This is a genomic window from Serratia proteamaculans, from assembly GCF_013337185.1.
GTDB lineage: Bacteria > Pseudomonadota > Gammaproteobacteria > Enterobacterales > Enterobacteriaceae > Serratia > Serratia proteamaculans_D.
On the sequence record NZ_SWDE01000003.1, the window covers coordinates 174063 to 199238 of the forward strand.

The following is a 25176-nucleotide window of genomic DNA, read 5'->3' on the forward strand; positions in this document are numbered from 1 at the left end:
GAGGGGATATGGTCATTAAAATCACAGATCGGAATGTAGCGGAAACCACTTCCTATGAGCTGGGGGTGGGCCAGGCAGAAGGAGACAGACTGGCAGTGGTAAAAACCTATACTTCTGATGAGATTAACAGCCTGACCCCGCGTGGGATGCCCATTACCGCTTCACGGGAAGAGGTAATAGCCGTTTTGAAACAAGCCGCGAAAAAAATTAAGGCTCAATCTTCCCCGATAATAGAAGCTGCTGGCGCTGTTCGTCGAAACCGAATCGATAAGTAATCTACTGGCTGCAGTTGCGGCCAGTAGATTATTCAGTTCAATAAGAACCCTTCCGGCTACCCTGACGCCTTGGCATTCAAACCTGCAACGACGGTTGTGGAGCGCCGATAGACTGCTGCAGATAATTCAGTAGCACCTGCCGGGTAAAGCGCGGTTCTTCGATCCCGCTGTGCTGCAGGAAATGCTGCAGGTTGCTGCAATCCCACTGGTAGGTATTTTGGTAGAGCTGCACCGTCGATTGTCCATTCACCATATTGTCCCTGAACAGGCTGAGCAACGGGTAGAGCGGTGCATCGCCGTTGTGTTCCCACTGCGCCCGCCATTGCTCGAACGGCAGCGGGTGGAAGTGGTAGCCAAACTCACGCTCCAACAGGCCGAAGAAGTCCTGCAGCGTCAGGTTATTCTGGTGCTGGTGGATCAGGTTGAATTTCTTCCCCAGCGCCTGCGGATTACGGCTGACATGTGCAATGGCCTGGGTCATATAGTCCACCGTTGTCAGGCCCTCGCGCAAATCCTGCAGCGCCGGCCGTGTGCCACTGGCAATACAGGTTTTCACCAGTCTCCCCCACCATTGATAGCTGGCGCTGACGCCGGTTCGGCTATGGCAGGTGGCGTACCCCAGACGGAAGCTCATCAGCGGCAAGCCTTGCGATGCTGCCAGATCGGCAATTTTTTCCATTACCCATTTGCTGCGGACGTAGCCGATATCGGTGATCACCGCCGGCAGGTTCTGATCGATGTCGTCACTTTCCAGCATCACCCGTTTGCCGGTGTGCAGATGCCCCCAGCTATAGACCGAAATCGTCGACATCAACATCAATGGTTTGGTGCGTTGGTGCGCGGCAAAGCGAATGATTTCGCGCAGGCCCTGCACGTTGTCGCGCTTCATATAAGAGTAGGGCTGGATAAAGTTCACCGCACTGGCCGAATGATAAATGATATCGACCCGCTGGCTGAGTTCACGGTAGTGCTCAGGTGACAGGGCGAAATCAGGCTCGGCTACGTCGCCGGTAACCAGATGGATCCGGCCGCGTTGCTCGGCGGATAAAGCAATCTGATAGCGAGTCAGGATCTCGTCGAGTCTCCGTTGCGGGGATATCCGGCTGCGCTCCCGCACCAGGCAATACAATTCGGCACCGGTAGTGGTCAGCAACTCTGCCAGCAGATGCGCGCCGATAAACCCGGTGGCTCCGGTGAGCAAAATGGCCCTGGGTGAGCTTATCTGCCGTGCATCGTATTGCGGATTGATGGTGATGTCTGCGGGCAACCAAACGTCGTCCTGCAGAGCACGCACCGGTTCGCTGTCCACCGTCGGCAATGCATGGCCGCTGCGTTCATCCAGCGCCTGTGCCAGACGATTTATCGTCGGGTATTCATAAATATCGCGGACATAAACTTTCACGCCAATCTGCTGGTCGATGGCCGTCGCCAGCTTTGCCGCCAGCAGGGAATGGCCGCCGATGTCGAAAAAGTTGTCTTCGGCACGGATATTCTCCCTCCCCAACAGCCGGCACCAAATCGCGGCAATGGTCTGTCGGCTGCCGGTCAGCGTTTCTGCTGCCGGAGGTTGATCCGTGCGGGAAAGGGCCAGCAGCGCAGCCTTATCGGTTTTGCCGTTGGCGTTGATCGGCAGACGCTCCAGCAGCCGGTAATCGGCGGGCAGGAAGTAAGATGGCAATGTGGTTTTCAGATGTTGCTTCACGCGTTCGATTAACCCAGCGTTGTTCTGGTCGGCCACCAGAAAGGCCACAATCTGTTTGTTGGCCGGATCCTGCGGCTGGGTAACGGCCGCAACGGCGGCCTTCACGCCTGTCACCTGTGCCATGACGCTTTCTATTTCGCCCAGTTCCACGCGGTTACCACGGATCTTGATCTGGTCATCGATACGGCCGAGGAACTGGATCTGATGATCCGGCAGCCAGCGCGCCCGATCGCCGCTGCGATAGAGCCGTTTACCGGCAAAATTCGCGGGGGTAATAAATTTTTCAGCAGTAAGCTGCGAATCATTCAGATAGCCGCGTGCCAGGCAACTGCCGCCGATGTAAAGCTCGCCGGGTTGCTGCCCGCTGACGGGTTGCAGATTATCATCGAGAATGAATATCTCGGTATCCGCCACCGGCCGACCGATAGTGGCAGGAGCGTGTTGTGTGGCGCAGCTGACCAAATTCCAGGTGGCGAAGATGGTAGCTTCCGTCGGGCCGTAGTAATCCACCAACGGGTAGCTCACCCCGCCGAGATTGACCGGGTTGAGCTTTTCCCCTGCGGTAAACAGGTAACGCAACGCCAGGTTTTCCGGCTGTGGCGCACTGACAATTTCAGGTACCAACACCGTGGGCACAAAGGCATGGGTGATGTGGTGGTGCGCGAAGAAGTCGAGCAGGGCCGAAGGCTGCAGGCGGGTCTCTTCCTCCGGCAAATACAAGGTAGCGCCGCTGGTCAACGCCGCCCAAATTTCCCACTGCGCCACGTCAAAACCAATACCGGCTATCAGCGTTGAACGGCTTGTGCGGTTCATGGCGAACTTTTGGTTATGCCAGAGGACAATATTCAGCAGTGAATGATGGGCAATCATGACCCCTTTGGGATTGCCGGTGGTGCCGGAGGTGAAAATAATATAGGCAGTCGCATTACCCTGCGGTTTTATTAATTCAAAGGGTAACGGTTCACTCGAGGTAATATTATCAATCGCAAAGACTTTTACGTCAGGGGACCTAATTTCGAGATCGATTGATAAGTTGCTTAATATTATTGTGTTAGCTGCACTTTGTCTGAGGATATCCTGAATTCTTTTTTCAGGATATCGGGCATCAATGGGAATATAACTGGCTCCGGCTTTCAGGATGGCCAGTATACCAATCGGGAATTCTACGGTACGTAATGCTATGAGCGGCACGCAGTCACCGCGGCGGACGCCTTGCTGTTGCAGGTATCCGCACAGTTGGTTACTGGCGTCATCCAACTGCCGATAAGTGAGGCGCTTATTGTTACTGACGATCGCCAGCGCTTCGGGGGAATAGGTCACCTGTTGGATAAAATAATCCAATACGCTTTGAGCCATGGGGTTATTCTCCTGAGATTATTAGTCTGATTAACAAACTGCAAAGAGTCTTGTCCCGGCCGGGTGAAAAACAATTATAGACGCATTTTAATTGTGGGAATGAAAATATGTTGAGAATAGAGTTATCTTTATAAAATAACTGGAATAATAATTTTCCTAAAATAAAAACGGCCAGCCGATGGCTGACCGTTGGGCGCGTGCGTGGTCGTGGAATTAACGACGAACGGCGATGGCTTCGATTTCGATTTTCACGTCTTTTGGCAGACGGGCCACTTCGACGCAAGAACGGGCCGGGAACGGCGCGTTGTGCTCGGTGAAGAAGCTTTCGTAAGCGGCGTTAACGGTGGCGAAATCGTTCAGGTCTTTGACGAAGACCGTGGTTTTCACGATGTCGGCGACTTTCAGGCCGGCAGCTTCAACGATCGCTTTAACGTTTTCCAGCGACTGGCGTGCCTGAGCGGCCACGTCGTCGGCAACGGCGCCGGTTTTAGGATCGACCGGGATCTGACCGGAAGTGATGATCATGCTGCCCAGATCAACGCCCTGCACGTAAGGACCAATGGCTGCCGGGGCGAGTTCAGTGCTAATGTTACGTGACATTTTTTCTCCTGCTAATCGAGGGTTGTTCTATCCAGAAACCCCATTATAGGGCGTCGCCGGGAGAATAACAGCGCCGTCTCCCGGCGAAAACAGCAGATTCAGTCTGCCTGCAACACCACCTGATGTTCGAACTCTTTCTCGCAGTAGCGGCACTTCAGATGTACGTCGCCGTCGCGGGATTTCACGCTAAAGCTGGAGGACACCGGCTCACTGCGGCTGATGCAGTTGCTGTTCGGGCAGGTCAGCACGCCGTCGATATGGTCCGGCAGGCTGAGGGTCAGTTTGCGCACCACTTCGTAATTGTCGATGCGGTTAACCGTGGCTTTGGGTGCGTACATCGCCAGCTGGTTGGCCTGCTGTTCGGTCAGGAAGGTGTTCTCGATTTTGATCAGGTCTTTGCGGCCCAGCTCGCCTGAAGGCAGGTTCAGGCCGATGGTAATGCGCTGGTCGGTGGCGGTCAGCTTGAACAGCGTCAGCAGCTTAAAACCTATCTGCGCCGGAATATGGTCAATCACCGTACCGCACTTGATCGCTTCAACCTGCAGTTTGTTATCGTGAGTCATGACGGTTCCCCCTTAAAGAGCCAAATCTGCGTTTAATACCAGCGCCAACAGCGCCTGACGGGCGAAAATGCCGTTGCCCGCCTGCTGGAAGTAGTAGGCGTACGGCGTTTTATCCACGTCGGTGGTGATCTCATCAATGCGCGGCAGCGGGTGCAGCACCTTGAGGTTGTCACGTGCCCCGGCCAGATCCGCCGCGCGCAGCACGAACTGCGCTTTCACGTTGGCGTATTCGGAAGGATCCAGACGCTCTTTCTGCACCCGGGTCATGTAGAGAATATCCAGCTCCGGCACCACTTCTTCAATGCTGCTGTGCAGGCTGTATTGAATGCCTTTCTCTTCCAGCATTTGCAGAATGTAGGCCGGCATCGCCAGTGCGTCCGGGGCGATGAAGAAGAAGCGGTTGCCTTCAAACTTGGCTAGCGCCTGCGCCAGCGAGTGTACGGTGCGGCCGTATTTCAGGTCGCCGACCATGGCGATATTGATGTTGTTCAGGCGGCCCTGGGTTTCCTGAATGGTGAACAGGTCGAGCAGCGTCTGGGTCGGGTGCTGGTTGGCACCGTCACCGGCGTTGAGCACCGGAATGCCACCGGAGAACTCGGTCGCCAGCCGCGCCGCGCCTTCCTGTGGGTGACGCATTACGATGGCATCGACGTAGGTCCCAATCACCGAAATGGTGTCGGCCAGGGTTTCGCCTTTCTTGCCGAGCGAGGTATTGCTGCCGTCGGCGAAGCCCACTACCGAAGCGCCCAGACGGTGCATCGAGGTTTCAAACGACAGGCGGGTACGGGTGGAGGCTTCAAAGAAGCAGCTGGCGATCACCTTGTGCTTTAGCAGCTCGGGTTGTGGATTGGCTTTCAGGCTGGCGGCGGTGCGCAGCACCAGCTCCAGATCCTCGCGGCTGAGATCGTTAATAGAGATGATATGTTTGTGATACAGCGGGTTGGCCATTTTTCACTCTCCTCGACTCGTGCCCGTGGCGCGGGACTTTTCAGGCAAAAAAAAGCCCCTCAACGAGGGGCTTGAAACGATCGGTTTAGCAACAGGAGAAACAACGGCAGTTGGCTGCCGCTTGGCAGTCGGTTTTGTCGGTTGTGGCTAACAAAACAAACGTCGTTTTTCATGCTTTCTCCTGGCAAATTGTCGCGCATTATACTCGCGCTTTTGATCACTGCAAGCGCTAAAGCGCCGATTTTTGCCCTTTCGCAATCGATTGGCTGGTGGCCGTTAGAGACAGGCCCTATCAATTGACGATCACTGGGTTCGTCGTAGCAAAATAGCCAGCACGAAAATACCGCCAAGACCGGCAGTAATAATGCCGATAGGCAGTTCCTGTGGCGCAGTAATGACCCGGCTGAGCAGATCGCCGGCAGAAAGCAGTATGGCGCCCAAGACGCCAACCAGCGGCAGCAGACGCCGGTGACGTACGCCGGTAAAGGGGCGAGCCAGGTGGGGAACCATTAAACCGACAAACCCAATCACCCCGGTTAATGCCACCAGTAACGCGGTCGCCAGCGAACAGCACAGGAAGACTTCGGTGCGTAAGCGGCTGGTGTTGATGCCCAGGGTGCCTGCTGTCTGTTCGCCCGCCAGCAGGCCATCCAGCGAGCGCCAGCGCAAGGCAATCAATACCACCAGTATCAGTAGCGCCAGCAAGGCAAAAATCAAATTATCCCAACGCGCCAGCCCCAGTCCGCCCAGCGTCCAGAACAGCACGCTGCTGGCGGTGCGTTGATCGCCGGAAAACACCAGATAGTTGGTGAAGGCCCCGAATAAAAATGAGACTGCCAGGCCACAGATAATCAGTTTCTCGGTGCCTTTCTGTGATTGAGTCATAAAAATAATCATCACCACCGCGGCGGAGAGTATCCCACCGACAAAGGAAGACACCGGTAATGCCCAGGCCCCGAGGCTATTACCGAGGCGGGTAATCACCATGACCACGCCGGCAGAGGCACCGGAGGAAAGGCCGAACAGAAAAGGATCGGCCAAGTCATTGCGGGTGGTGGTTTGTAATAACGCCCCGACCAGCGCCAGCCCGGCACCGGCCAGTAATCCCAGCAGCGTGCGGGGCAGCCGCAAGTCCAGCACAATGCTTTTAATCATCGGCGGCACTTCGCCAGGGGTGATACCCAGTGCGGTTACCACCTGAGAGAAGGAAAGTGACACGCTGCCTTGTGCGACATTGGCGAACATCAACCCTGCCAGTAGCAGGGGGGCGACTACCCATGCCAGCCTGAAACGCATTTTTTCCGACATTAGGTAAAGGCTACGGGGTAAAGGGCGTGAGCCAGTTTGTGGATGGCATCGATATTGACCGGCCCCGGCGTCAGCTCCTGATATTTCAATTTCAAATAACGATGATGGAGCACTGCCCGCGTGTGTTTCATCAATGGGTGCTGCTCAAGGAAAAGCTGTCTTTGGTCGGTATCGCTGGTTGTCTCCGCCTGGTAATCCACCAGAATGATAAATTCAGGCTCAGCTGCCGCGACACTTTCCCAGTTGGTGGTTGCCCAACTGGTGTTTAGGCTATCCATCACATTCTTCGCCCCGGCGGCTTCAATAATTGCCGTCGGCATCGCGTAAGCCCCGCTGGTGTAGGGCTTGTCTTCGCCGGAGTCATAAAGAAACACCTTTATCGGCTTTTGCGTCGCAATTTTGCGCTGGATCTCGGTCACTTGCTGCTTCCAGCCGTTGACCAGCGTTTCCGCCTGTTCCTGTTTGCCGAAGACTTTGCCGAGTCTAATCATGTCGTCGTACAACAAATCCAGACTGGCGCGTGGGCGATGACTGTCTACGTGGATGCAGCTTTCACTCAGTATCAGCGTTTTGATATTAAATTTTGCCAGTGCCTGCGGAGTGACGTCACCGCGCAGGCCATAGTTCCAGCCAGCGAAAAACAGGTCAGGATTAACGGCGAGAAGATTTTCGATGGTTGGGTATTTCGGTGCCAGCTCAGGGATGGTTCCCCGTTGTTGCGTAAACTCAGGGATATTTTTGTACCAGCCGGAGATGCCGGTCACGCCAACCATGGCAGGCTGTAGCTGCAGGGCAAAGGCCATTTGCGACATATTGATGTCCTGGATCACCACCCGCTGCGGGGCCTGGGCAAAGGTCAGTGGCTGACCGCAGTTGTCCACGGTGACAGGAAAACCAGAGGCGCCGGCACTTCCTGAGGCGAATGCCAGTAAGGCGGCGAGGATTAACTTTTTCACATCGACTCCAGGTTGATAAACCGAAGTCAGTAACCCGGCTCATAGGGAACCGGGGCAACATACCTGAATAATTCGTATGACAAATGTAGTTAGATCAAACAACCGTCGATTTAGATAAATTTCAGCAGGATGATGTCGGCAACGCCTCGAAAAAACGCAGGGCTGCGCCGGTTAGCGGATGGCAGGCTTGCAGCGATTTCATACCAAACACCTGTTGCAGGTGTGTTGACTCCAGCACCGCATCGGGGGGCCCGTAACAAAGGATTTTCCCTTGATGCATCATGATGACCTGGTCGGAAAAGGGTTGGACCAACTCAAGATCATGCAGCACTTTCAAGCTGGCTATCTTTTTTTGATGGATCAGTGACAGCAGTTGGTGCCGGGCCAGGGGATCGAGATGATTGGTCGGCTCATCAAGTAATAACAGCACCGGCTGCTGCGCCAGTACCCGGGCAAACCCGGCACGTTGACGTTCGCCCCCCGAAAGCCTGGCTAACGGGAGATGTTGCAGATGGCGAATACCTACGTCATCCATCGCTTGTGCAATTATGCGCTGGTGCTCGGATGGCTCGCGATCGGCCTGCCAGGGCAGGCGACCCAGAGCCACATACTCATTAACTTTAAGCCGTAAATCTGCATTATCGTGTTGGCTAAGCAAGGCAATAGAGCGGGCGCGCTGCTGGGCTTTGATGGCGGATAAGGGCGTTCCCTGAAAGAGAATTTCACCTTCACTCGGTTTTAGCTCACCGGTAATTAGCCGTAATAGCGTGGATTTTCCACTGCCGTTTGGGCCGATGAGGGTGACGGACTCATCTTGCTGCAGGGTAAAGGTGACCCGATTAATCCGTGGGACTTTCCCTGGGCCGGCCAGGGAAAAGTTCTGCACCGATAAGAGACTGTCGGTGGGCAGGTTATTCATTAAATATCCTTTTCCGTTATCAGAAAAACGTCTCAATGGTTTCTATAACGTTGTAATTATCGTCAATCAAAAACAGCGTTTTCCATTTATCAAAGGTCAGGCACGGGTGAGAAGTGGCGAACACCAGAATATCACCGACCTGCACCGGGAACTCCGCCGGGCAGCTTAACATGGCGTGCTGATCCATGATGCCATGGGTCATCAGGTGCTGTGGGTCGCTTTGCTGGCGAACCCCATTGCGGTAATGGGCGATCGGTTGCGGCAGGCCGGCGTCGAAGGCGGCATCTCGTTTGCCGAAGTTGACGATAACCCGGCCCGGCTCAGGCACTGACTGCACCAGCGCCACCAGTTCCAATGCCGAGGTTAATTCCCCCGCCAAATCGCAGGCATAGCTGTCACGGGCCAACACCGCATTTTGCGCGTCCTGGTAAATACCCCGATCGTGGGTGATGTAGCAGCCGGGGCGGATCACCACGCGACAGTTTGCCGGCAGCGCCTCTTCACTCCAGACGTTGCAAACCACGTCATACCAGGAGGAACCGGCACCGGTCAGGATCGCCTGCTCAGCGTTCAACAAACCTTGCTGGTGTAACCTGCGCAGCAGTCCGGCGGCTTCACGCAGGAATTGTTCGATTTTGCTCTGGGCGTCGTCGCCGTGCATCACGCCTTCATACAGCTCGATACCTTGCAGACGCAACCCCGGCAGTGCGGCTATCTCCTGTGCCAGCTGTTCCGCCTGCGCCACGCTGCGGCAACCGCAGCGCCCGCCGGGGACGCCCAATTCCACCAACACATCCAGCGTTTGCCCGCGCTGGCTGAAAAAGGCCGCGAGGGTCTGCGCATTGCTCAGGCTGTCGATACAGCAAAAGAAATCGCTAGCGGGGTGCTGCGCCTTGAGCTCGGCGATCAGCTGCATATTGGCCTTGCCGACCAGTTGGTTTGCCATCAGTACCCGGGGCACGCCGGCTTCCATGGCCACTTTGGCCTGCCAGGCGGAGCCGACGCCAATCGCCCAGGCGCCTTGCGCTACCTGACGCTGGAAGATCCACGGCGTCATGGTGGTTTTACCGTGTGGGGCTAAAGAGACGCCGCGCGCATCGGCATAGTTTTGCATCCAGGCAATATTGTTTTCCAGGCTGCTGCGCTTGATGGCGGCGGCGGGCAGGCAAACATCTTCATTGAGCAGATTGGCCGGGCCGTTCGGGGCGCTGTGCATCACGGCGGCTTTGTGGGTAACGGTGAAATCTGTTTGGTATTTCATAACATTATCCTTTTGGTGTTCTATCTTTTTTGAAATGAGTATCTTGACTAAAATTATTGATTTAAATGATTTTTAAATATTAATTATTGTTAGTTGGGTACAAAGTATCATTTTTGGAACTGTTTTTTGTGTAGTCTTCCACTGTTTTCTTGCATTGTAAATGACAAAATTTAACCACTATGAGGTCAGGCGATGGGTGTTGAAATCGACATTATTTCGCGCATTACGGAGCGTTTTATCGAGCTGAGCAGCGCCGAAAAACGCATCGCACAATTCATTCTGGATGATGCAGAGGCGGTGACTGCCCTGCCGATTGCCGAATTGGCCCGGCAGGCTAACGTTAGCCAGGCTTCGATCACGCGTTTCGCTAAAGCGCTGGGCTGCCGCGACGTGCGCGATCTTAAGGTCAAGCTGGCGCAGTCGCTGGCGGTGGGGCAACGCTTCATTCATGAAGAGCCGGACCTTGAAGGAATTCAGGGGATTTATGAAAGCATTATCAATGTCCTGAATATTAATCGGCGGACCCTCGATGACGCCGCGCTGGCCAAGGCGGTGGAGTTACTCAGTGGTGCACGACAAATTGTGGCGATAGGGATGGGCGGCGGTTCGACCCTCTGCGCGGCAGAGATCCAGCATCGGCTGTTTCGGCTGGGGTTGCCGGTGACGGCACAAAGTGATGGCTTGCTGGTGCGCATGATGGCGGCAGCGGTGAGCAGGCAGGATGTGATCGTGGCGTTGTCGCTGGGCGGCTACACGCAGGAAGTGGTGGAAAGTGCCGCCATTGCCCGCCAGTACGGGGCCAAAGTGGTGGCGATTGCCCCTGCCGGAACGCCACTGGCGGCGCAGGCTGACGTGCTGCTGGCGTTGGTGGTGCAGGAAAATGATTACATCTACAAACCCAGCAGCTCGCGCTACGCCATGCTGGCGATGGTGGACGTGCTGGCGACGGCGCTGGCCATGGCGAATAAACGCCAGTCCAGAGACCGGCTACGCCGCATCAAGCTGGCGCTGGACAGCCATCGCGGAGGGGCCGATCGGCAGCCGCTGGGTGACTGAGCCGGATCCCACAGACCCTAACGGAAGGATGATGATTCATGCGGTATCAGTATCTGTTTAAAAATGTCACGGTGATCGACGGCAGTGGCGGCCCACAGTATCGGGCGGATGTTGCGGTCAAAGACGACCGCATCGCGGCGATTGCGCCTGTCATCGAGGCCGACGCCGAGGTGGTGATTGAGGGGCGCGAACGGGTATTGTCGCCAGGATTTATCGACGTGCATACCCATGATGATACCAACGTGATCCGCATGCCTGAAATGCTGCCGAAGATTTCACAGGGCGTGACCACGGTGATTGTCGGCAACTGCGGTATCAGCGCGGCCGGTGCGACGATCAGAACCCAGGTACCGGACCCGATGAACCTGCTGGGCGAAAAAGAGCATTTCGTTTACCCGACGATTGCCGCCTACCGTCAGCAGGTGGAAACCGTGACGCCTGCGGTGAACGTGGCGACGCTGATCGGGCATACCACCTTGCGCAGCAACCAGATGGATGACCTGTTCCGCCCGGCCAATAGCGAGGAAATCGTTGCCATGCGCGAGCAGTTGCGCGTGGCATTGCAACAGGGCGCATTGGGGTTGAGCACTGGTCTGGCCTATGCCTCGGCGTTTTCGGCGCCCACCGAAGAGGTGATGGCACTGGCGGAAGAGCTGGCGGGTGAGCAGGGGATTTACACCACCCATTTGCGCTCGGAGTTTGAACCTATCCTCGAGGCGATGGATGAGGCCTTCCGCATTGGTCGCCACGGCCGGGTGCCGGTAGTGATTTCACATCATAAATGCGCCGGGGCCAAAAACTGGGGCCGCACGCAGGAAACCTTAAAGCTGTTCGACAAGGTGCGCCAGACGCAGGATGTGTCCTGCGACTGTTATCCCTATTCCGCCAGTTCCTCGACGCTGGATTTAAAACAGATCACCGATGAGTTCGACATCGTCATCACCTGGTCAGAAACGCATCCGGAGATGGCGGGGCAGTCTTTGCGTGACATCGCCGGAAGCTGGTCGCTGAGCCTGCATGAGGCCGGCAAGCGGCTGATGCCGGCGGGAGCGATTTACTACAACATGGACGAGCAGGATGTACGCCGGGTGTTGAGTTATCCGCTGACCATGGTGGGGTCGGATGGCCTGCCGAACGATCCGATGCCGCATCCGCGCCTGTGGGGAGCCTTCCCGCGCGTGCTGGGGCATTACAGCCGTGACGAAGGACTGTTCCCCCTGACCGTGGCGGTACATAAAATGAGTGGTATGTCTGCGGCACGCTATCAACTGCCGCAGCGTGGGCTGATCAAAACGGGTTACTACGCCGATCTGGTGTTGTTCGATGCGTTGAAAGTGAAAGACAGCGCGACGTTCAGCCAGCCTCAACAACCGGCCGCCGGGATTGACGCGGTGTGGGTGAACGGCGTACTGAGTTATCAACATCAGGCCGTGACCGGCCTGCGCGCCGGGCGGTTTTTGTGCCGCCAGGGCAAATAAATCGACAGGAGCAAGGCATGACGATCAAAAGATACGGTATTGATGGCGGCACCGGCACGGGTGGGCAACACCTGCCCTTTTCCAGAGCGGTAGAAGCCGGTGGTTGGCTGTATATCTCCGGCCAGACGCCAATGAAAGACGGTGAAGTGGTGGAGGGCGGTATTATCGACCAGTCGCGTCTGGCGATCCAAAACTGTCTGGATATTATGCAGGAAGCAGGATATGGCCTGGAGGACGTGGTGCACGTTAAGGTCATTCTGACCGATGCCCGTTACTTCCAGTCATTCAATAAAGTGTTCCGAGAGTTTTTTGCCGCTCATCCCCCGGCGCGTATTTGCGCGGTTGCCGATTTGGTGGTGGATTGCAAGGTTGAAGTGGATATTACCTGCTATAACGCTGCACGCATTGCCCGCTAATGGGTGACGAAACGATCATGAGTTGATGGTTTTAGTGCTTGTCGCACTGCAAAAAAAGCCAGGCCACGCAGCGGCCTGGCTTACCTTCATCGACCTAATAGGCTAAAAGAGGTTGTATTTTGAATACCTATCAACCGATTGATTGCGATCTCCATGACCATTTGGAAATCGCCTGCTTATATTCCTGGGTATTAAAAATTGAGTTAGACGATGGGAAGGTAATAACCGCTAAATCCATCACCACTCTGACCCGGCCTGGCGATGGCGAGTTTCTTATTCTGGATGATGATGGGGAAAGAGTGAGTATCCGTCTTGATTATATTCATGCCATAACTCATCTGGATAAAAATAAGCCGGCTCATCGCATTGTTTTTAAATAAAGCGTTGATATTACCCTGGTCAAGAAAATTGACCCGTTATAGAAGAGGCGGCGCTGGCCGCCTCGTCATATCCCACCGCTTAAAGATGATTCCTGCGCAGCGCCTTATTTGCTGACGCGATCGTAGTAGACCATGTCGGCATTCAGGCCCTGCTGGTAACCTTTGACGTTATCGCGCAGCACCACTTCGGTTTTGGCCTGATCGATAAACACATACGGCGAACTGCGCTGCAGCTCCTGCTGCATAGCGGTATACAGCGCGGTGCGCTTGACTGGATCGGCTTCGGCCACCGCCGCCAACGTTTGTTGGCTCAACTGCGGGATCTGCCAGCCGTTGAGGCCCGCCACCGTGCTGGCCTTGCCGTCGTTATAGGCGAAGGCGCTGGCGTTGGAGTGAGCGTCGAAGTAGTCGGGGATCCACAAACGGATAGCGGCCTGATGCTGGCGGGCACGCACCCGTGAATAGACCTGGCTACCGGCGGCCGGCAGCAGTTCCAGCTTCACACCGCCCTCGGCAAAGCTGGCCTGCATCGCCTGGGCGATGGTGATAAACGGCGGTTTGTTCTCTACGTCCAGCGTCAGCGTGGCGTTGGTGATCCCGGCCTTGGCCAGGATGGCTTTGGCCTTGGCCGGATCGAAGCTGAACGGGTTGTCTTTCAGCGCACCCGGCAAGCCGACCGGCAGGAAGCTCTGGTGAACAAAATACTGGTTTTTCAACAGATCTTTGGTGATGCCCTGATAGTCGATCAGATAACGCGCCGCCTGCCAGAAGGCCGGGTTTTTCAGCAGCGGGTTGGCGGTGTTGCCGGTGTTGAACACCAGATAGTTTTGCTCGGCGGAAGGGATCTCCAGCACCTTCACGCCTGGCTGATTTTTCAGCGCCACGGTCTGGTCCGGGCCAAGTTCGCGTGCCACGTCGGCGTCGCCCTGCTGGATCAGCAGGCGGCGGGTGGCGGAGTCCGGCACGCTTTTAATGATGATGCTTTTCAGCAGCGCTTTGCTGCCCGGCGACGTCGGGTTGGCATCCAGCACTATTGCCTGATGCGGTTGGTAGACGCGCATTTTGAACGGCCCGCTGCCGGCAGAGTGCATTTTCAGCCAGGCGTTGCCGTAGTCACCGTCTTTGACGTTGGCCTGCACCATTTTGCCGTCAACGATTGAGGCAATCGGGGTGGAAAGAATATTCAGCGCCACTGCCGGGCTGACGTCTGCCGTCCAGCTCAGTTGCAGGCTATGGTCGTCGATTTTCTTCAGCTGTGCGTCGATGTTTTCCGGCTGCCAGCCGAGGACGTTGAGAATAAACGCCGGTGACTTGTTCATCTTCACCGCGCGGCTGTAGGAAAAGATCACATCATCGGCGGTTAACGGGTTACCCGAGGCGAATGTGGCCTGTGGGCGCAGTTTAATGGTCAGGGTTTTGGCAGCGGCGTCGCCCTGCCAGCTTTCTGCCAGCACCGGCACCACTTTTGCCGGATCGTCGCGATCCGCCTGTACCAGCCGTTGATACAGGCTCGGCACGGTCTGGATGCTGGACAGTTCGTTGGCTTCCGCCGGATCGAGGCTGACGATGTCATCCAGCGATTGCACCACCACCAGCGTGTTGGGTGGAGTGGCGGCCAATGTGGCGGTGGACAGCGCGGCAAGCATTAACAGCGGCAGGACTTTGGCTTTCATTGTTTTTTCCCCTGAATGCACCGCGGGCTCCGGTGCCGAGAAGTCATTGTTATCGTTAGTTTTCGCGGCGTTTCGCCGTCAGCATGCACGGTAGAACCTTTGTCAGTGGCTGACAAAGGTTAATCGGCTATTTGATAGACAAAAAAACTCTAAGAGGCCAGAGCGCGGAGCGCCATTTTCAAGGGTAAATAAAGCCCTGTTCAAGACAGGGCTGGTTGGTCATCAAAGACCGGCATTGCTTTCAAGCAGGTTCAGCAGGCGCTGATGCAACTGTGCGACATCGCGCGTATCGCGTGGCGCTATCCACACCACATTGCTGCTGGCGATCACGCCCAATACGGCGGGCCAGGCGCAAAGATCGATAATTCTCGCCATGGCTTTCGCGTAGCCGGAATTCATGTGGATCAGCACAAACTTGTCGTTATGCTCGACGTCGATCAGCATCGCTGACAGCGGCTCGTTGATATCGGGTGCCGGGTGGTGCAGCGCATTGAGGGAATAGACTTTTTTCCCCTTGGCATTCTGCACCTTCATTACCCCCAGCATTTTCAACAGGCGAGATACGGTCGACTGGCTAATGCCCTGATAGCCGCTGCGCATCATTTGATGACGGATCTCCTCCTGTGATGAATAACGTTGGCTGACCACCAGTTTGCGGCACAGTGCCAGCTTGCGTTGTTCCTTTCCCCATGAGGTTTCTATCTTATTCGTCATTTTAATACTGCCTTGGTTTGAAAATGAGCGATAACTCTATATAAATCAATGTAATAAAGTATGGCTAACCGAGGGTGATATGACCGGTCGCAATCATATAAACGGTAATGCCGGCGATAATGACCAAAAAGGTGGCAATTAGTGCTTCATAGCCTTGCAACAGCCGTTCTGCTCGCTGGGTTTTCTGGTGCCACAGGAACACCAGCAAACCGGGAACGAACAGCAGCGAACTCAGCAGCATCTGGCTGCCGGCCGCATAACACAGCCAAAAACCGTAGAGGGTACCGATCAATCCGAGGGCCAGATCGCGGGTGCGTGACTCCCCAGCCCGGTAGTTTTCTCCGGTGATCGCCAGTTTCAGACCATAGGCGGCGCTGAACAGGTAAGGGGGCAGGATGGCGGCGGTGGCGATAGAGAACAGGGCCTGATAACCGGCACTACAGAAAAATGTCAGCAGCAGGAACAGTTGGATCAAACCATTGGTGATCCACAACGAGGTTGCCGGTGAGCCATTGGCATTGGTTTTGGTGAATACTTTTGGGAACATGCCGTCTTTGGCCGCGACAAACGGCAGCTCCGAGGCGAACAGCGTCCAGGCCAGCAGCGCGCCGGCTACTGACAAAGTGACCCCGGCGGCGACCAGGCGTGCGCCCCAAATACCGATCACGGATTCCAGCACCCCAGCGGTCGACGGATTCTTTAATCCGTTCAACGTGGCTTGATCCAGCACGCCCATCGACAGCACGCTGACCAAAATATAAATCACCAGGCAACCCAGCAACCCAATCACGGTGGCCTTGCCGATATCGGCGCGTTTGGCTGCCCGTGAGGAGACTACGGTGGCGCCCTCGATGCCGACAAACACCCAGGTGGTAATCAGCATGGTGCCTTTTACCTGTTCAAACAGCGCGGGATGGGTGCCATTGACCAGCATCATGCGGCCCCAGAAGTCTGCAGTGAAAATGCCGATGCGGAAGGCGATCACCACTGCGGCGATAAATACCAGCAACACCAGTACCTTGACTACCGTCAGCACGGTATTGATCATCGCGGTCTCTTGCACGCCGCGTAACACCAGCGCATGTACCAGCCACAGCACAATGGAGGCCCCGAGGATCGACTGCCAGTTATTGCCCAGGCCGAACACCGGGAAGAAAAAGCTGAGGGCGCTGAACAGCAGTACCGAGTAAGAGACGTTGCCCAGCCAGGCGGCGAACCAGTAACCCCAGGCAGACTGGAAACCGATAAAGTCACCGAACCCGGCGCGGGCATAGCTGTAAATACCCCCTTCCAACTTTGGACAACGGGCGCTGAGATTCTGATAAATCAGTGCCAGGCAAATCATCCCGACGGCGGTAATCAGCCAGCCGATCAACAGCGCACCGGGTGAGGCCACAGAGGCGAAGTTTTGCGGCAGGCTGAACACGCCGCCACCCACCATGGAACCTATCACCAGCGCAATAAGCGCCATCAGTCCCAGTTTTTTTTCAGACATAAGGGTTCCTCCAGCTACGCAGGGCAGCAAGAAAATAATGATGCAGAGAGGAGAACGCGGCAGTGACTGGCACCGCCGCGTGCCGATCAATCGCCGAGGGTGGCGACCATGACGGCCTTGATGGTGTGCATGCGGTTTTCCGCTTCATCGAACACGATGGAGTGGGAGGACTCGAACACCTCTTCGGTGACTTCCAGCCCTTTCAGACCGTAGGCAAGCTCAATCTCTTTACCCACTTTGGTTTGCTCGTTATGGAAGGCGGGCAGGCAGTGCATAAACTTGACCTGTGGGTTGCCGGTGGCTTTCAGCACCGCGGCATTGATCTGATAGGGCTGCATCAGCTTGACGCGCTCGGCCCAGGCTTCCTTGGGTTCCCCCATCGAGACCCAAACGTCGGTATAGAGGAAGTCGACCCCTTTCACGCCTTGCTCAACCTTGTCGGTCAGGGTGATACGCGCGCCGGTATTGCGGGCGATATCGGTACACTGTGCGACCAGTGCTTCGTCAGGCCAAAAGGCCTTTGGTGCGACCAGGCGGATATCCATGCCCATTTTTGCTGCGCCGACCATCAACGAATTACCCATGTTATTGCGCGCATCCCCAAGGTAGGCGAAGGAGATTTGATTGAGTTTTTTGCCCGGCAGATGCTCCAGCATGGTCATCAAATCCGCCAGAATTTGCGTCGGGTGGAATTCGTCGGTCAGACCGTTCCATACCGGCACCCCGGCAAATTCCGCCAGTTCTTCGACAATCGCCTGGCCGAAGCCGCGGTATTCAATGCCGTCATACATCCGGCCCAGCACCCTGGCGGTATCTTTCATCGATTCCTTAATGCCGATCTGGGAGCCGGTGGGGCCGAGATAAGTGACCCGGGCACCCTGGTCGAAGGCGGCCACTTCAAACGAGCAGCGGGTGCGGGTAGAGGTTTTCTCGAAAATCAGCGCGATGTTTTTACCGCACAGGCGTTGTTTCTCTGCTTTTCCGGATTTGGCTTTTTTCAGCGCGAAGGCCAGGTCGATCAGGTGCTGGATTTCCTCGCTGGTGAAATCCAGCAGTTTCAGAAAATGGCGATGACGTAAGTTGATGCTCATAAGGTTGCCCCTCTCTATTCAATGCGTTGGAGAAATTAATGTGCCTTGCTCACCGGTCAGAATGCGGGTGGCATCTTGCAGTGCGCCAATGCCGGCAATGCCGTGGCGAGAGCGCACAAAGTGGCTGGCAGCTGAGACTTTCGGCCCCATGGATCCGGCGTCGAAGGTGATGTTGGCCAAATCGTCTGGCGTCACCTTGCTCAGAGCACGCTGCTGTTGGGTGCCCCAGTCGAGATACACGGCGTCGGCATCGGTCAGGATCAGCAGAGCGTCGGCGTTGATTTGTTCTGCCAGGAACGCGGCGGACAGATCTTTGTCGATCACCGCCTCAATCCCGTGCAATTTGCCTTCCTGCCGCAGCACCGGAATGCCGCCGCCACCGGCACAGACAACCAGATGGCCCTGGGCAATCAGTGCGTTAATCGCGGCGGTTTCAATGATGTTGAGCGGCTTGGGTGAAGGCACCACGCGGCGGAAATACTTGCCGTCCGGTTTGATGGCCCAACCTTTATCCAGGCTTAGCGCCAGCGCAGTTTCCTGGTCGTAGACCGGCCCGATATATTTGCTGGGGTTGCTGAAGGCGCCGTCGTCAGGGTCAACTTCCACCTGGGTGAGCAGCGCACTGACCTGTTGCTCCGGCAGGCAGTTTTTCAACTCCTGAATCAGCAGATAACCGATCATGCCCTGGCTTTCTGCTCCCAATACGTCCAGCGGATAAGGCGCGACCTGCGGGTAGGCACTGTTTTGCAGCGCCAGCAATCCGACTTGCGGGCCGTTGCCGTGCACCAGAACCACGTTCCAGTCCTGGGTCAGCGCCGCGATTTGGCGGCTGGCGAGCAACACGTTGCGGCGCTGGATATCCGCCTCAAGCGGTTCTCCACGGCGCAGCAGGGCGTTCCCACCCAGGGCAATCACCACAGTAGGTTTAGTCATGATGTTTTTATTCCGTTGGGGTTAGATAGCGTCGCGTTCCAGCGGGCAGCTCATGCAGCGCGCGCCGCCGCGGCCACGGCCCAGTTCATCGCCGGGGATTGGCAGTACGGTGATGCCGGCCTTGTCGTATTTTTCGTTGGTCCAGGTGTTGCGCTCGTAACCGATAACCACGCCAGGGCGGACAGTGAGGACGTTATTGGCGTCGTTCCATTGCTCACGCTCGGCTTCGAAGCTGTCGCCACCGGTAGTGATAAGCTGTACCTGAGTAATCCCCAGGGCGCGTTCAATCGCGGTCAGGAAGTGTTTTTCCTGCTGGCGATGCAGGCCGCCTTTGCCGTCAGGGGTCAGCGTCCAGCACTGTGACTCTTTGCGCACCACTTCCGGATAGACCGAGAAGGTATCCAGGTTGATGTGAGTCATGACGGTATCGAGGTGCATACAGGAACGGTGCTTGGGTAATTCCAGTGCGATGACCCGTTCCGCCTGATGGGACTGGAAGAGGGCCTGCGCCAGGAATTCCACCCCCTGTGGCGTAGTGCGTTCTGACATCCCGATTAATACCGCGCCGCGGCCAATCACCAGGACGTCGCCGCCTTCCAGCGTGGCGTGATCGTAATTACGCTCTTCGTCGCCAAAATAAGTCGTGAAGTTGCCTTTGGAAAAATAAGGATGCCATTTATAAATGGCGCGAAGATTATTGGTCTCACGCTGCCGTGCCGGTTTTGCCATTGGGTTAATCGACACGCCGTTATATATCCAGCATGAGGTATCGCGAGTAAATAAATGGTTTGGCAGTGGCTTCATAATAAAGTCAGTGCCCTGATGGGTATCGACCACCATATTACTGAAGCTGGCCGGGATCTCGGCATAGGTCAGGCCACCGGTCATATGGCGGGAAAGTTGCAGGTCGGACAAGTCGCCCAACCAGCCACGGATATCTGCCGCCAGTGACGGCCCAAGCCGGAAGTCAGAGACCTGTGTCGACAGCAGCCATTGCTTGGCGGCGGGAATGCTCATGGTTTCTTTCAGTAGGTCGGTAAGCAGTAATACTTCGACATTCTGATCTCTTAACGTTTTGGAGAATATATCGTGGTCGGCGCCTGCCCGTTCGACGGATAACACGTCATCAAATAAGAGTTCATGACAATTAGAGGGCGTTAATCTTTTCAAACTTAAATTAGGACGGTGAAGCATAACGCTGCGCAGTTGGCCTATTTCAGACCCTACATAGTTCTTATTCATTTCATTCCCTATTTTCAGATTTGAGTAACATCGAACGAAAAGAAATAAAGAGCTTATTTCCTTTCATAAGGATGGGTACCGTTGCGTTGCGGAGAATAATAAACTTTGCTTGGCCGTGTTTTGTGATGTGGATCACATGATAAATAGAGGGGAAATGAAACAGGCTATGAATTGACTGGCGTCATTGTTTTGTTTTTAAATCTATTATTCAGAATGCATTAATACTCGCGCCTCGCGTTAATTATCCAGTAATAAAGGGAGTTATGCGGATTTCAGCTAACTAAGTTTTATCTTAACTTGTTGTTTTTGTTTTATTTGTGTCGGCTGTTAGCGTACTTATTCACTAAATGGCAATTTATATTCTTTTGAATCGATGGTTTTTTGAATTTTTATTCCTGTTGGCAGTAGAGTGGCGATTTTTATTTTTGTGATAGAGTCGGTTTATCTTTTTTTTATGCTGAATAAACAGATGAGTAGTACCGGGGTCTGTCCCGGTCTGGATGGGGTTATGCGCGCTAGTTGCATAAAAATCCACTGAACGGTGGAAGAGGGCGGAATAATTAATCGGGAAGGGGACGGGGCGGGTCAAGAACCCGCCCGTCATGCCGGGTTGGTGGGGTTAAAGCGTTTCGCTCAGGGTGGCGACCATCACCGCCTTGATGGTGTGCAGGCGATTTTCCGCCTGATCGAACACCACGCTGTGCGCGGACTCGAACACTTCATCGGTGACTTCCATGCCGCCATGCAGCCCGTATTGCTCTGCCATCTGCTTGCCGAGGGTGGTTTGGTCGTCGTGAAACGCCGGCAGGCAGTGCAGGAATTTAACGTTCGGGTTGCCGGTCAGTTTCACCATCGCCATATTGACCTGATAGGGTTTCAGCAGCCCAATACGCTCGTGCCAGGTTTCTTTCGGTTCACCCATCGACACCCAGACGTCGGTATACAGGAAGTCCGCGTCCTTCACCCCTTCGGCAATGTCTTCGGTCAGGGTGATTTTGGCCCCGGTCTGTTTGGCTAATGCCTGGCACTCTGCCACCAGCTCCGGCTGCGGCCAGCAGGCCTTCGGCGCCACCAGACGCAGATCCATCCCCGCCAGTGCGGCGGCTTCCAGCAGAGTGTTGCCCATATTGTTGCGGGTATCGCCGAGGTAGGCGAACTTCACCTCGCTCAGCGGCTTGCCCGGTAGCTGTTCCTGCACCGTGAGCAGGTCTGCCAGCAATTGGGTCGGGTGGAACTCGTTGGTCAGCCCGTTCCACACCGGTACGCCGGCATGCTGGGCCAGGGTTTCCACCAGATGCTGGCCGTAACCGCGGTACTGAATACCGTCATACATCCGGCCCAGCACCCGGGCGGTGTCTTTCATCGATTCCTTGTGGCCAATCTGGCTGCCGCTTGGGCCGAGATAGGTGACCTGAGCACCCTGATCGAAAGCGGCAACTTCGAAAGAGCATCGGGTACGGGTCGAGTCTTTTTCGAAGATGAGCGCGATGTTTTTGCCCTGCAGGTGGCGTACTTCCTTGCCTTGCTTCTTGGCCAGCTTCAAATCGGCCGACAGTTTCAGCAGCGCATGCAGCTGTGCCGGGGTGAAATCCATTAACCTCAGGAAGTGACGTTTGTAGAACGGGTTTATGCTACTCATGGTCGTATATCCTTATCGCTTTAATTGAATTTAAATTCACTTTATATGTATGAATATTCAAATTCAACCCCGCGGTGGAAATCTTTCACGTTTATCGTGGAAGCAATGCCGACGGTGTGTGAAAATAGGCGCAATACAGGCCATTTGACTTGAGGATATAGGCATGGCAAACAGCGAACAGCTAGACGAACAACGTGAAGAGACCCGCCTGATCATCGAAGAACTGCTGGAAGACGGCAGCGATCCAGAGGCGCTCTACACCATCGAACACCATCTCTCTGCCGAAAAGTTTGAAGTGCTGGAGAAAGCCGCTGTCGAAGCCTTCAAGTTGGGCTTTGAAGTGACTGACGCCGAAGAGCTGGAAGTGGAAGACGGTAGCCTGGTGATGTGTTGTGACGTGATCAGCGAAGTGGGTCTGAACGCCGAAGTGATCGACGCTCAGGTCGAGCAACTGGTGGCGCTGGCGGCACGTTGCGGCGTTAACTACGACGGTTGGGGTACCTACTTCGAAGATCCGAACGGCGAAGAAGGTGACGATGATGAAGAAGAAGGTGACTTCATCGACGAAGACGACGACGGTAAACGCCACTAATTAACTTCTGCTTAATTCCTGTGGGCCAGCGCTTGTTGGCCCCTGATAAGAACACATGAAATACCAATCCCTGCTAGCCCCGATTTTAAACTTCCTGCACTGTGAAACCCCAGACGCCTGGATTGACGCTGCGCGCCGTCCGGAAAACCTGCCGCTGTTGCTGACTGACCATATGGTTTGCGAGCTAAAAGCCGCGCAGACCGGCATGTGGCTGATCCGTCGCTACGTGGCAGACAAAGAGAGCGGTGACGCACTGCTGGCGCTGCTCAGGCCCTACGAGGCATTTTTGCATGAAGCGCAGGGCGTGCCGGAAGCGCTGTTCCAGCAGAATAATTTCACCCGCAAGATCCTGCCAAAAAACGGCTCGGCCTACGGTCAGGATCTGGCGGACAGAATGGTGCTGCTGATCAAAGAAGAGCTGCATCATTTTTCGCAGGTGCTGGAGATCATGCTGGCCCGGCAGATCCCGTATAAGAAAATCACCGCCAGTCGCTATGCCAAAGGCATGATCCGTGAGATCCGCACCCACGATCCGGCCACGCTGATTGATAAACTGATTTGCGGCGCCTATATCGAAGCGCGTTCCTGCGAACGTTTCGCCCGCCTGGCACCGCACCTGGACGATGAGCTAAACCGCTTTTACGTTTCGTTGCTGCGCTCCGAAGCGCGTCACTATCAGGACTACCTGACATTGGCCGAACAGATAGCCGGTGGCGATATCAGCGAGCGGGTGGCCCACTTTGGCCGCATAGAAGCGGCGCTGATCCAAACCCCGGACAGCGAATTCCGCTTCCACAGCGGCGTGCCCGCCATCGCCTGACAGCCGGGCGCCCGTATGAATTTATTCCGGCGTGCCCAGCAGCAAATCCACCGCTTTTTCCGCCAGCATGATGGTCGGCGCATTGGTATTGCCACTGGTCACCTGTGGCATCACCGAACAGTCGATCACCCGCAGCCGTTCAAATCCGTGCACCCGCAGTTGTAAATCCGTCACCGAATCCTGCGGGGATTGCCCCATTCGGCAGCTGCCCACCGGGTGATACACCGTTTTGCAGAAGTTACGCACGAACTCTTCCAGTTGCGCTTCGTCATTCAGCCACTCCGGCAGTGGCATCAGCAAGTCTTTGATAATCGGTTTGAGGGCGGCGGTTTGCAGAAAACGCAGGCCGAACTTCACCGCGCGAACGCTGCCGGCCAGATCTTCCGGATGACCGAGATAGTTGGCGTGCAGCTTCACCGGATCTTTGGGATCGCGACTGCGCAGCAGCACTTCACCGCGCGCCCTGGGTTGCAGATAGCCAACCTTGAGCGTGAAACCGTGGATATTGGGCAGCGGTTCGCCGGGCACGTCGTCCCAACTGTCGAGCATCGGCAGGAAGTGGATCTGCACGTCCGGTCGGCCATCCCCCAGGCTGTCGGTGAAGGCGGCCCCTTCCAGCACGTTGGAGCTCAGTACGCCGCTGCGAAACGCCAGCCATTGGCTGCCGTGACGTAGTGCCTGCAGGCCGCGATCGGCACCGTACAAACTAATCGGCTCGCGGGTGCTGACGTTGATCGACATATGCAGGTGATCGTGAAAGTTCTTGCCGACCGGCAGATCCGCCAGCGGTTCGATCCCCAACTGCTGCAGATGTTCGTGTGGCCCGATGCCGGACAGCATCAGGATCTTCGGCGATCCTACCGCGCCGGCGCTGAGGATCACTTCCTGGGCGGCATGGGCCGTGACCTCGGCACCGCCGTTTTGGCTATACACCACGCCAGTGGCGACGTGGTTGTCGAACACCACCCGGTGTACCAGCGCATTCAGTTTCACCACCAGCCGTTGTTCATTTCGTACGGCTTTCAGATAAGTGCGTGCGGTGCTGGCGCGTTCGCCGTTGTGGGTGGTGGTTTGGTAGAAACCGACGCCGTGCTGGCTGTCGCCGTTGAAATCGTTGCGATAGGGGAGATCAAGCTCCTGACCGGCGCGAATAAACGCCATGCTGAGCGGGTGACGGTAGCGATTCTCGCTGACCGGCAGCAGACCCTCACCGCCGTGATAGGCATCCGACAGGCTTTCGTTGGCCTCGGCGCGTTTGAAGTAGGGCAGCACGTCCTGATAACCCCAGCCGACGCAGCCATAGCGTTCAGCCCATTCGTCGTAATCCTGTTGCTGGCCGCGAATATAGATCATGCCGTTGACCGAACTGCTGCCGCCCAACACCTTGCCCTGGGCTATCTGCATGCGGCGGTTATTGGCATGCGGCTCCGGCTCGGTTTCATACGGCCAGCTTTTTTTGCCGATGATTTTCGCCACGCCGGCCGGCATCTTGATGAACAGATTATTGTCGTCACCACCGGCCTCCAGCAGCAGCACCCGCGCCTGGGTACGGCGGATCAACTGCGCCGCCAGTACACAGCCGGCAGAACCGGCACCGACAATGATGTAATCAAAAGCGTTTTCCGACATGACTGCTCCCTGTGCGATTGCGGCATGAGCCGATGTTGGCAGAGTAGCGCAAGCGGGCGGCAGGTCAATTTGTAATCATTAATTTGTTAATGAATATCACAAAAAATATTTTTATTTTATATCATGTTCA

At 55.7% G+C, this 25176-nt stretch carries 23 protein-coding genes; 7 read left to right on the forward strand and 16 right to left on the reverse strand.

All coding sequences use genetic code 11. The features are described 5' to 3' along the window. Positions 1 to 8 precede the first annotated feature (8 nt). Positions 9 to 275 carry a hypothetical protein gene (locus FCL49_RS14365; protein ID WP_174354095.1) on the forward strand — a complete coding sequence of 89 codons (267 nt, stop codon included), beginning with the start codon at positions 9 to 11 and terminating at the stop codon, positions 273 to 275. A 76-nt stretch (positions 276 to 351) separates the two neighbouring features. On the opposite strand, the gene FCL49_RS14370 is transcribed toward FCL49_RS14365, so the two are convergent. From FCL49_RS14370 to FCL49_RS14405, 8 genes are all read right to left on the reverse strand, one after another. Further along, positions 352 to 3333, reverse strand: coding sequence for an amino acid adenylation domain-containing protein (locus FCL49_RS14370; protein ID WP_174354096.1), 2982 nt, complete (start codon positions 3331 to 3333; stop codon positions 352 to 354). A gap of 213 nt (positions 3334 to 3546) precedes the next feature. Next, positions 3547 to 3933 (reverse strand): 2-iminobutanoate/2-iminopropanoate deaminase, encoded by a 387-nt coding sequence (gene ridA, locus FCL49_RS14375; protein ID WP_012004999.1) that lies wholly within the window; start codon positions 3931 to 3933, stop codon positions 3547 to 3549. Between the two features lie 98 nt (positions 3934 to 4031). Next, entirely contained in the window at positions 4032 to 4496 is a 465-nt protein-coding gene (gene pyrI, locus FCL49_RS14380; RefSeq protein WP_012005000.1) for an aspartate carbamoyltransferase regulatory subunit, read from the reverse strand. A 12-nt stretch (positions 4497 to 4508) separates the two neighbouring features. Continuing rightward, on the reverse strand, positions 4509 to 5444 hold the full coding sequence (gene pyrB / locus FCL49_RS14385; RefSeq protein ID WP_012005001.1) for an aspartate carbamoyltransferase: 936 nt from the start codon (positions 5442 to 5444) through the stop codon (positions 4509 to 4511). A gap of 303 nt (positions 5445 to 5747) precedes the next feature. Then, positions 5748 to 6752, reverse strand: a complete 1005-nt coding sequence (locus tag FCL49_RS14390) for a FecCD family ABC transporter permease (protein WP_174354097.1) — start codon at positions 6750 to 6752, stop codon at positions 5748 to 5750. Further along, complete coding sequence (locus FCL49_RS14395; RefSeq protein WP_174354098.1) at positions 6752 to 7708, reverse strand: ABC transporter substrate-binding protein; 957 nt, start codon at positions 7706 to 7708, stop codon at positions 6752 to 6754. Before FCL49_RS14395 ends, FCL49_RS14390 begins: the two co-directional genes overlap by 1 nt. A 121-nt stretch (positions 7709 to 7829) precedes the next feature. Continuing rightward, entirely contained in the window at positions 7830 to 8627 is a 798-nt protein-coding gene (locus FCL49_RS14400; protein ID WP_174354099.1) for an ABC transporter ATP-binding protein, read from the reverse strand. Positions 8628 to 8646: 19 nt separating this feature from the next. Next, positions 8647 to 9888: an amino acid deaminase gene (locus tag FCL49_RS14405; protein ID WP_174354100.1), complete on the reverse strand. Its 1242-nt coding sequence runs from the start codon at positions 9886 to 9888 to the stop codon at positions 8647 to 8649. Positions 9889 to 10080: 192 nt separating this feature from the next. Here FCL49_RS14405 and FCL49_RS14410 point away from each other — a divergent pair, with 192 nt between their 5' ends. The 4 genes from FCL49_RS14410 to FCL49_RS14425 all read left to right on the forward strand — a co-directional run bounded on the left by FCL49_RS14410 (position 10081) and on the right by FCL49_RS14425 (position 13218). Next, on the forward strand, positions 10081 to 10944 hold the full coding sequence (locus FCL49_RS14410; RefSeq protein ID WP_174354101.1) for a MurR/RpiR family transcriptional regulator: 864 nt from the start codon (positions 10081 to 10083) through the stop codon (positions 10942 to 10944). A 38-nt stretch (positions 10945 to 10982) separates the two neighbouring features. Continuing rightward, positions 10983 to 12422: an N-acyl-D-amino-acid deacylase family protein gene (locus FCL49_RS14415; protein WP_174354102.1), complete on the forward strand. Its 1440-nt coding sequence runs from the start codon at positions 10983 to 10985 to the stop codon at positions 12420 to 12422. A 17-nt stretch (positions 12423 to 12439) separates the two neighbouring features. Continuing rightward, positions 12440 to 12838 (forward strand): RidA family protein, encoded by a 399-nt coding sequence (locus FCL49_RS14420; RefSeq protein ID WP_174354103.1) that lies wholly within the window; start codon positions 12440 to 12442, stop codon positions 12836 to 12838. A gap of 119 nt (positions 12839 to 12957) precedes the next feature. After that, the gene (locus FCL49_RS14425) at positions 12958 to 13218 is read left to right on the forward strand and encodes a Rho-binding antiterminator (RefSeq protein ID WP_037426404.1); all 261 of its coding nucleotides are present in this window, start codon (positions 12958 to 12960) and stop codon (positions 13216 to 13218) included. 104 nt (positions 13219 to 13322) lie between these two features. On the opposite strand, the gene FCL49_RS14430 is transcribed toward FCL49_RS14425, so the two are convergent. The 7 genes from FCL49_RS14430 to argF (FCL49_RS14460) form a co-directional block, all read right to left on the reverse strand. Next, on the reverse strand, positions 13323 to 14891 hold the full coding sequence (locus FCL49_RS14430) for an ABC transporter substrate-binding protein (protein WP_174354104.1): 1569 nt from the start codon (positions 14889 to 14891) through the stop codon (positions 13323 to 13325). A 222-nt stretch (positions 14892 to 15113) separates the two neighbouring features. Next, positions 15114 to 15605 (reverse strand): arginine repressor, encoded by a 492-nt coding sequence (locus tag FCL49_RS14435; RefSeq protein WP_174354105.1) that lies wholly within the window; start codon positions 15603 to 15605, stop codon positions 15114 to 15116. A 64-nt stretch (positions 15606 to 15669) separates the two neighbouring features. Continuing rightward, entirely contained in the window at positions 15670 to 17100 is a 1431-nt protein-coding gene (locus tag FCL49_RS14440) for a basic amino acid/polyamine antiporter (protein WP_174354106.1), read from the reverse strand. An 86-nt stretch (positions 17101 to 17186) separates the two neighbouring features. Continuing rightward, positions 17187 to 18191, reverse strand: coding sequence for an ornithine carbamoyltransferase (gene argF / locus FCL49_RS14445; RefSeq protein ID WP_174354107.1), 1005 nt, complete (start codon positions 18189 to 18191; stop codon positions 17187 to 17189). An 18-nt stretch (positions 18192 to 18209) separates the two neighbouring features. Next, a complete protein-coding gene (gene arcC / locus FCL49_RS14450; protein WP_174354349.1) occupies positions 18210 to 19127 on the reverse strand; it encodes a carbamate kinase in 918 nt (305 codons plus the stop codon). A gap of 18 nt (positions 19128 to 19145) precedes the next feature. Further along, positions 19146 to 20366 (reverse strand): arginine deiminase, encoded by a 1221-nt coding sequence (arcA, locus tag FCL49_RS14455; protein WP_174354108.1) that lies wholly within the window; start codon positions 20364 to 20366, stop codon positions 19146 to 19148. 619 nt (positions 20367 to 20985) lie between these two features. Beyond that, positions 20986 to 22005 (reverse strand): ornithine carbamoyltransferase, encoded by a 1020-nt coding sequence (gene argF / locus FCL49_RS14460; protein WP_174354109.1) that lies wholly within the window; start codon positions 22003 to 22005, stop codon positions 20986 to 20988. 163 nt (positions 22006 to 22168) lie between these two features. Between argF (FCL49_RS14460) and rraB the strand changes: the two genes are divergently transcribed. Both rraB and miaE read left to right on the forward strand, forming a co-directional pair. After that, positions 22169 to 22597: a ribonuclease E inhibitor RraB gene (rraB, locus tag FCL49_RS14465; RefSeq protein ID WP_135314920.1), complete on the forward strand. Its 429-nt coding sequence runs from the start codon at positions 22169 to 22171 to the stop codon at positions 22595 to 22597. Positions 22598 to 22652: 55 nt separating this feature from the next. After that, complete coding sequence (gene miaE, locus FCL49_RS14470; protein ID WP_012005012.1) at positions 22653 to 23417, forward strand: tRNA isopentenyl-2-thiomethyl-A-37 hydroxylase MiaE; 765 nt, start codon at positions 22653 to 22655, stop codon at positions 23415 to 23417. A 21-nt stretch (positions 23418 to 23438) separates the two neighbouring features. Here the strand turns inward: miaE and FCL49_RS14475 are convergent, their stop codons facing one another. Further along, positions 23439 to 25046 (reverse strand): GMC family oxidoreductase, encoded by a 1608-nt coding sequence (locus FCL49_RS14475; RefSeq protein WP_174354110.1) that lies wholly within the window; start codon positions 25044 to 25046, stop codon positions 23439 to 23441. Positions 25047 to 25176 lie beyond the last annotated feature (130 nt).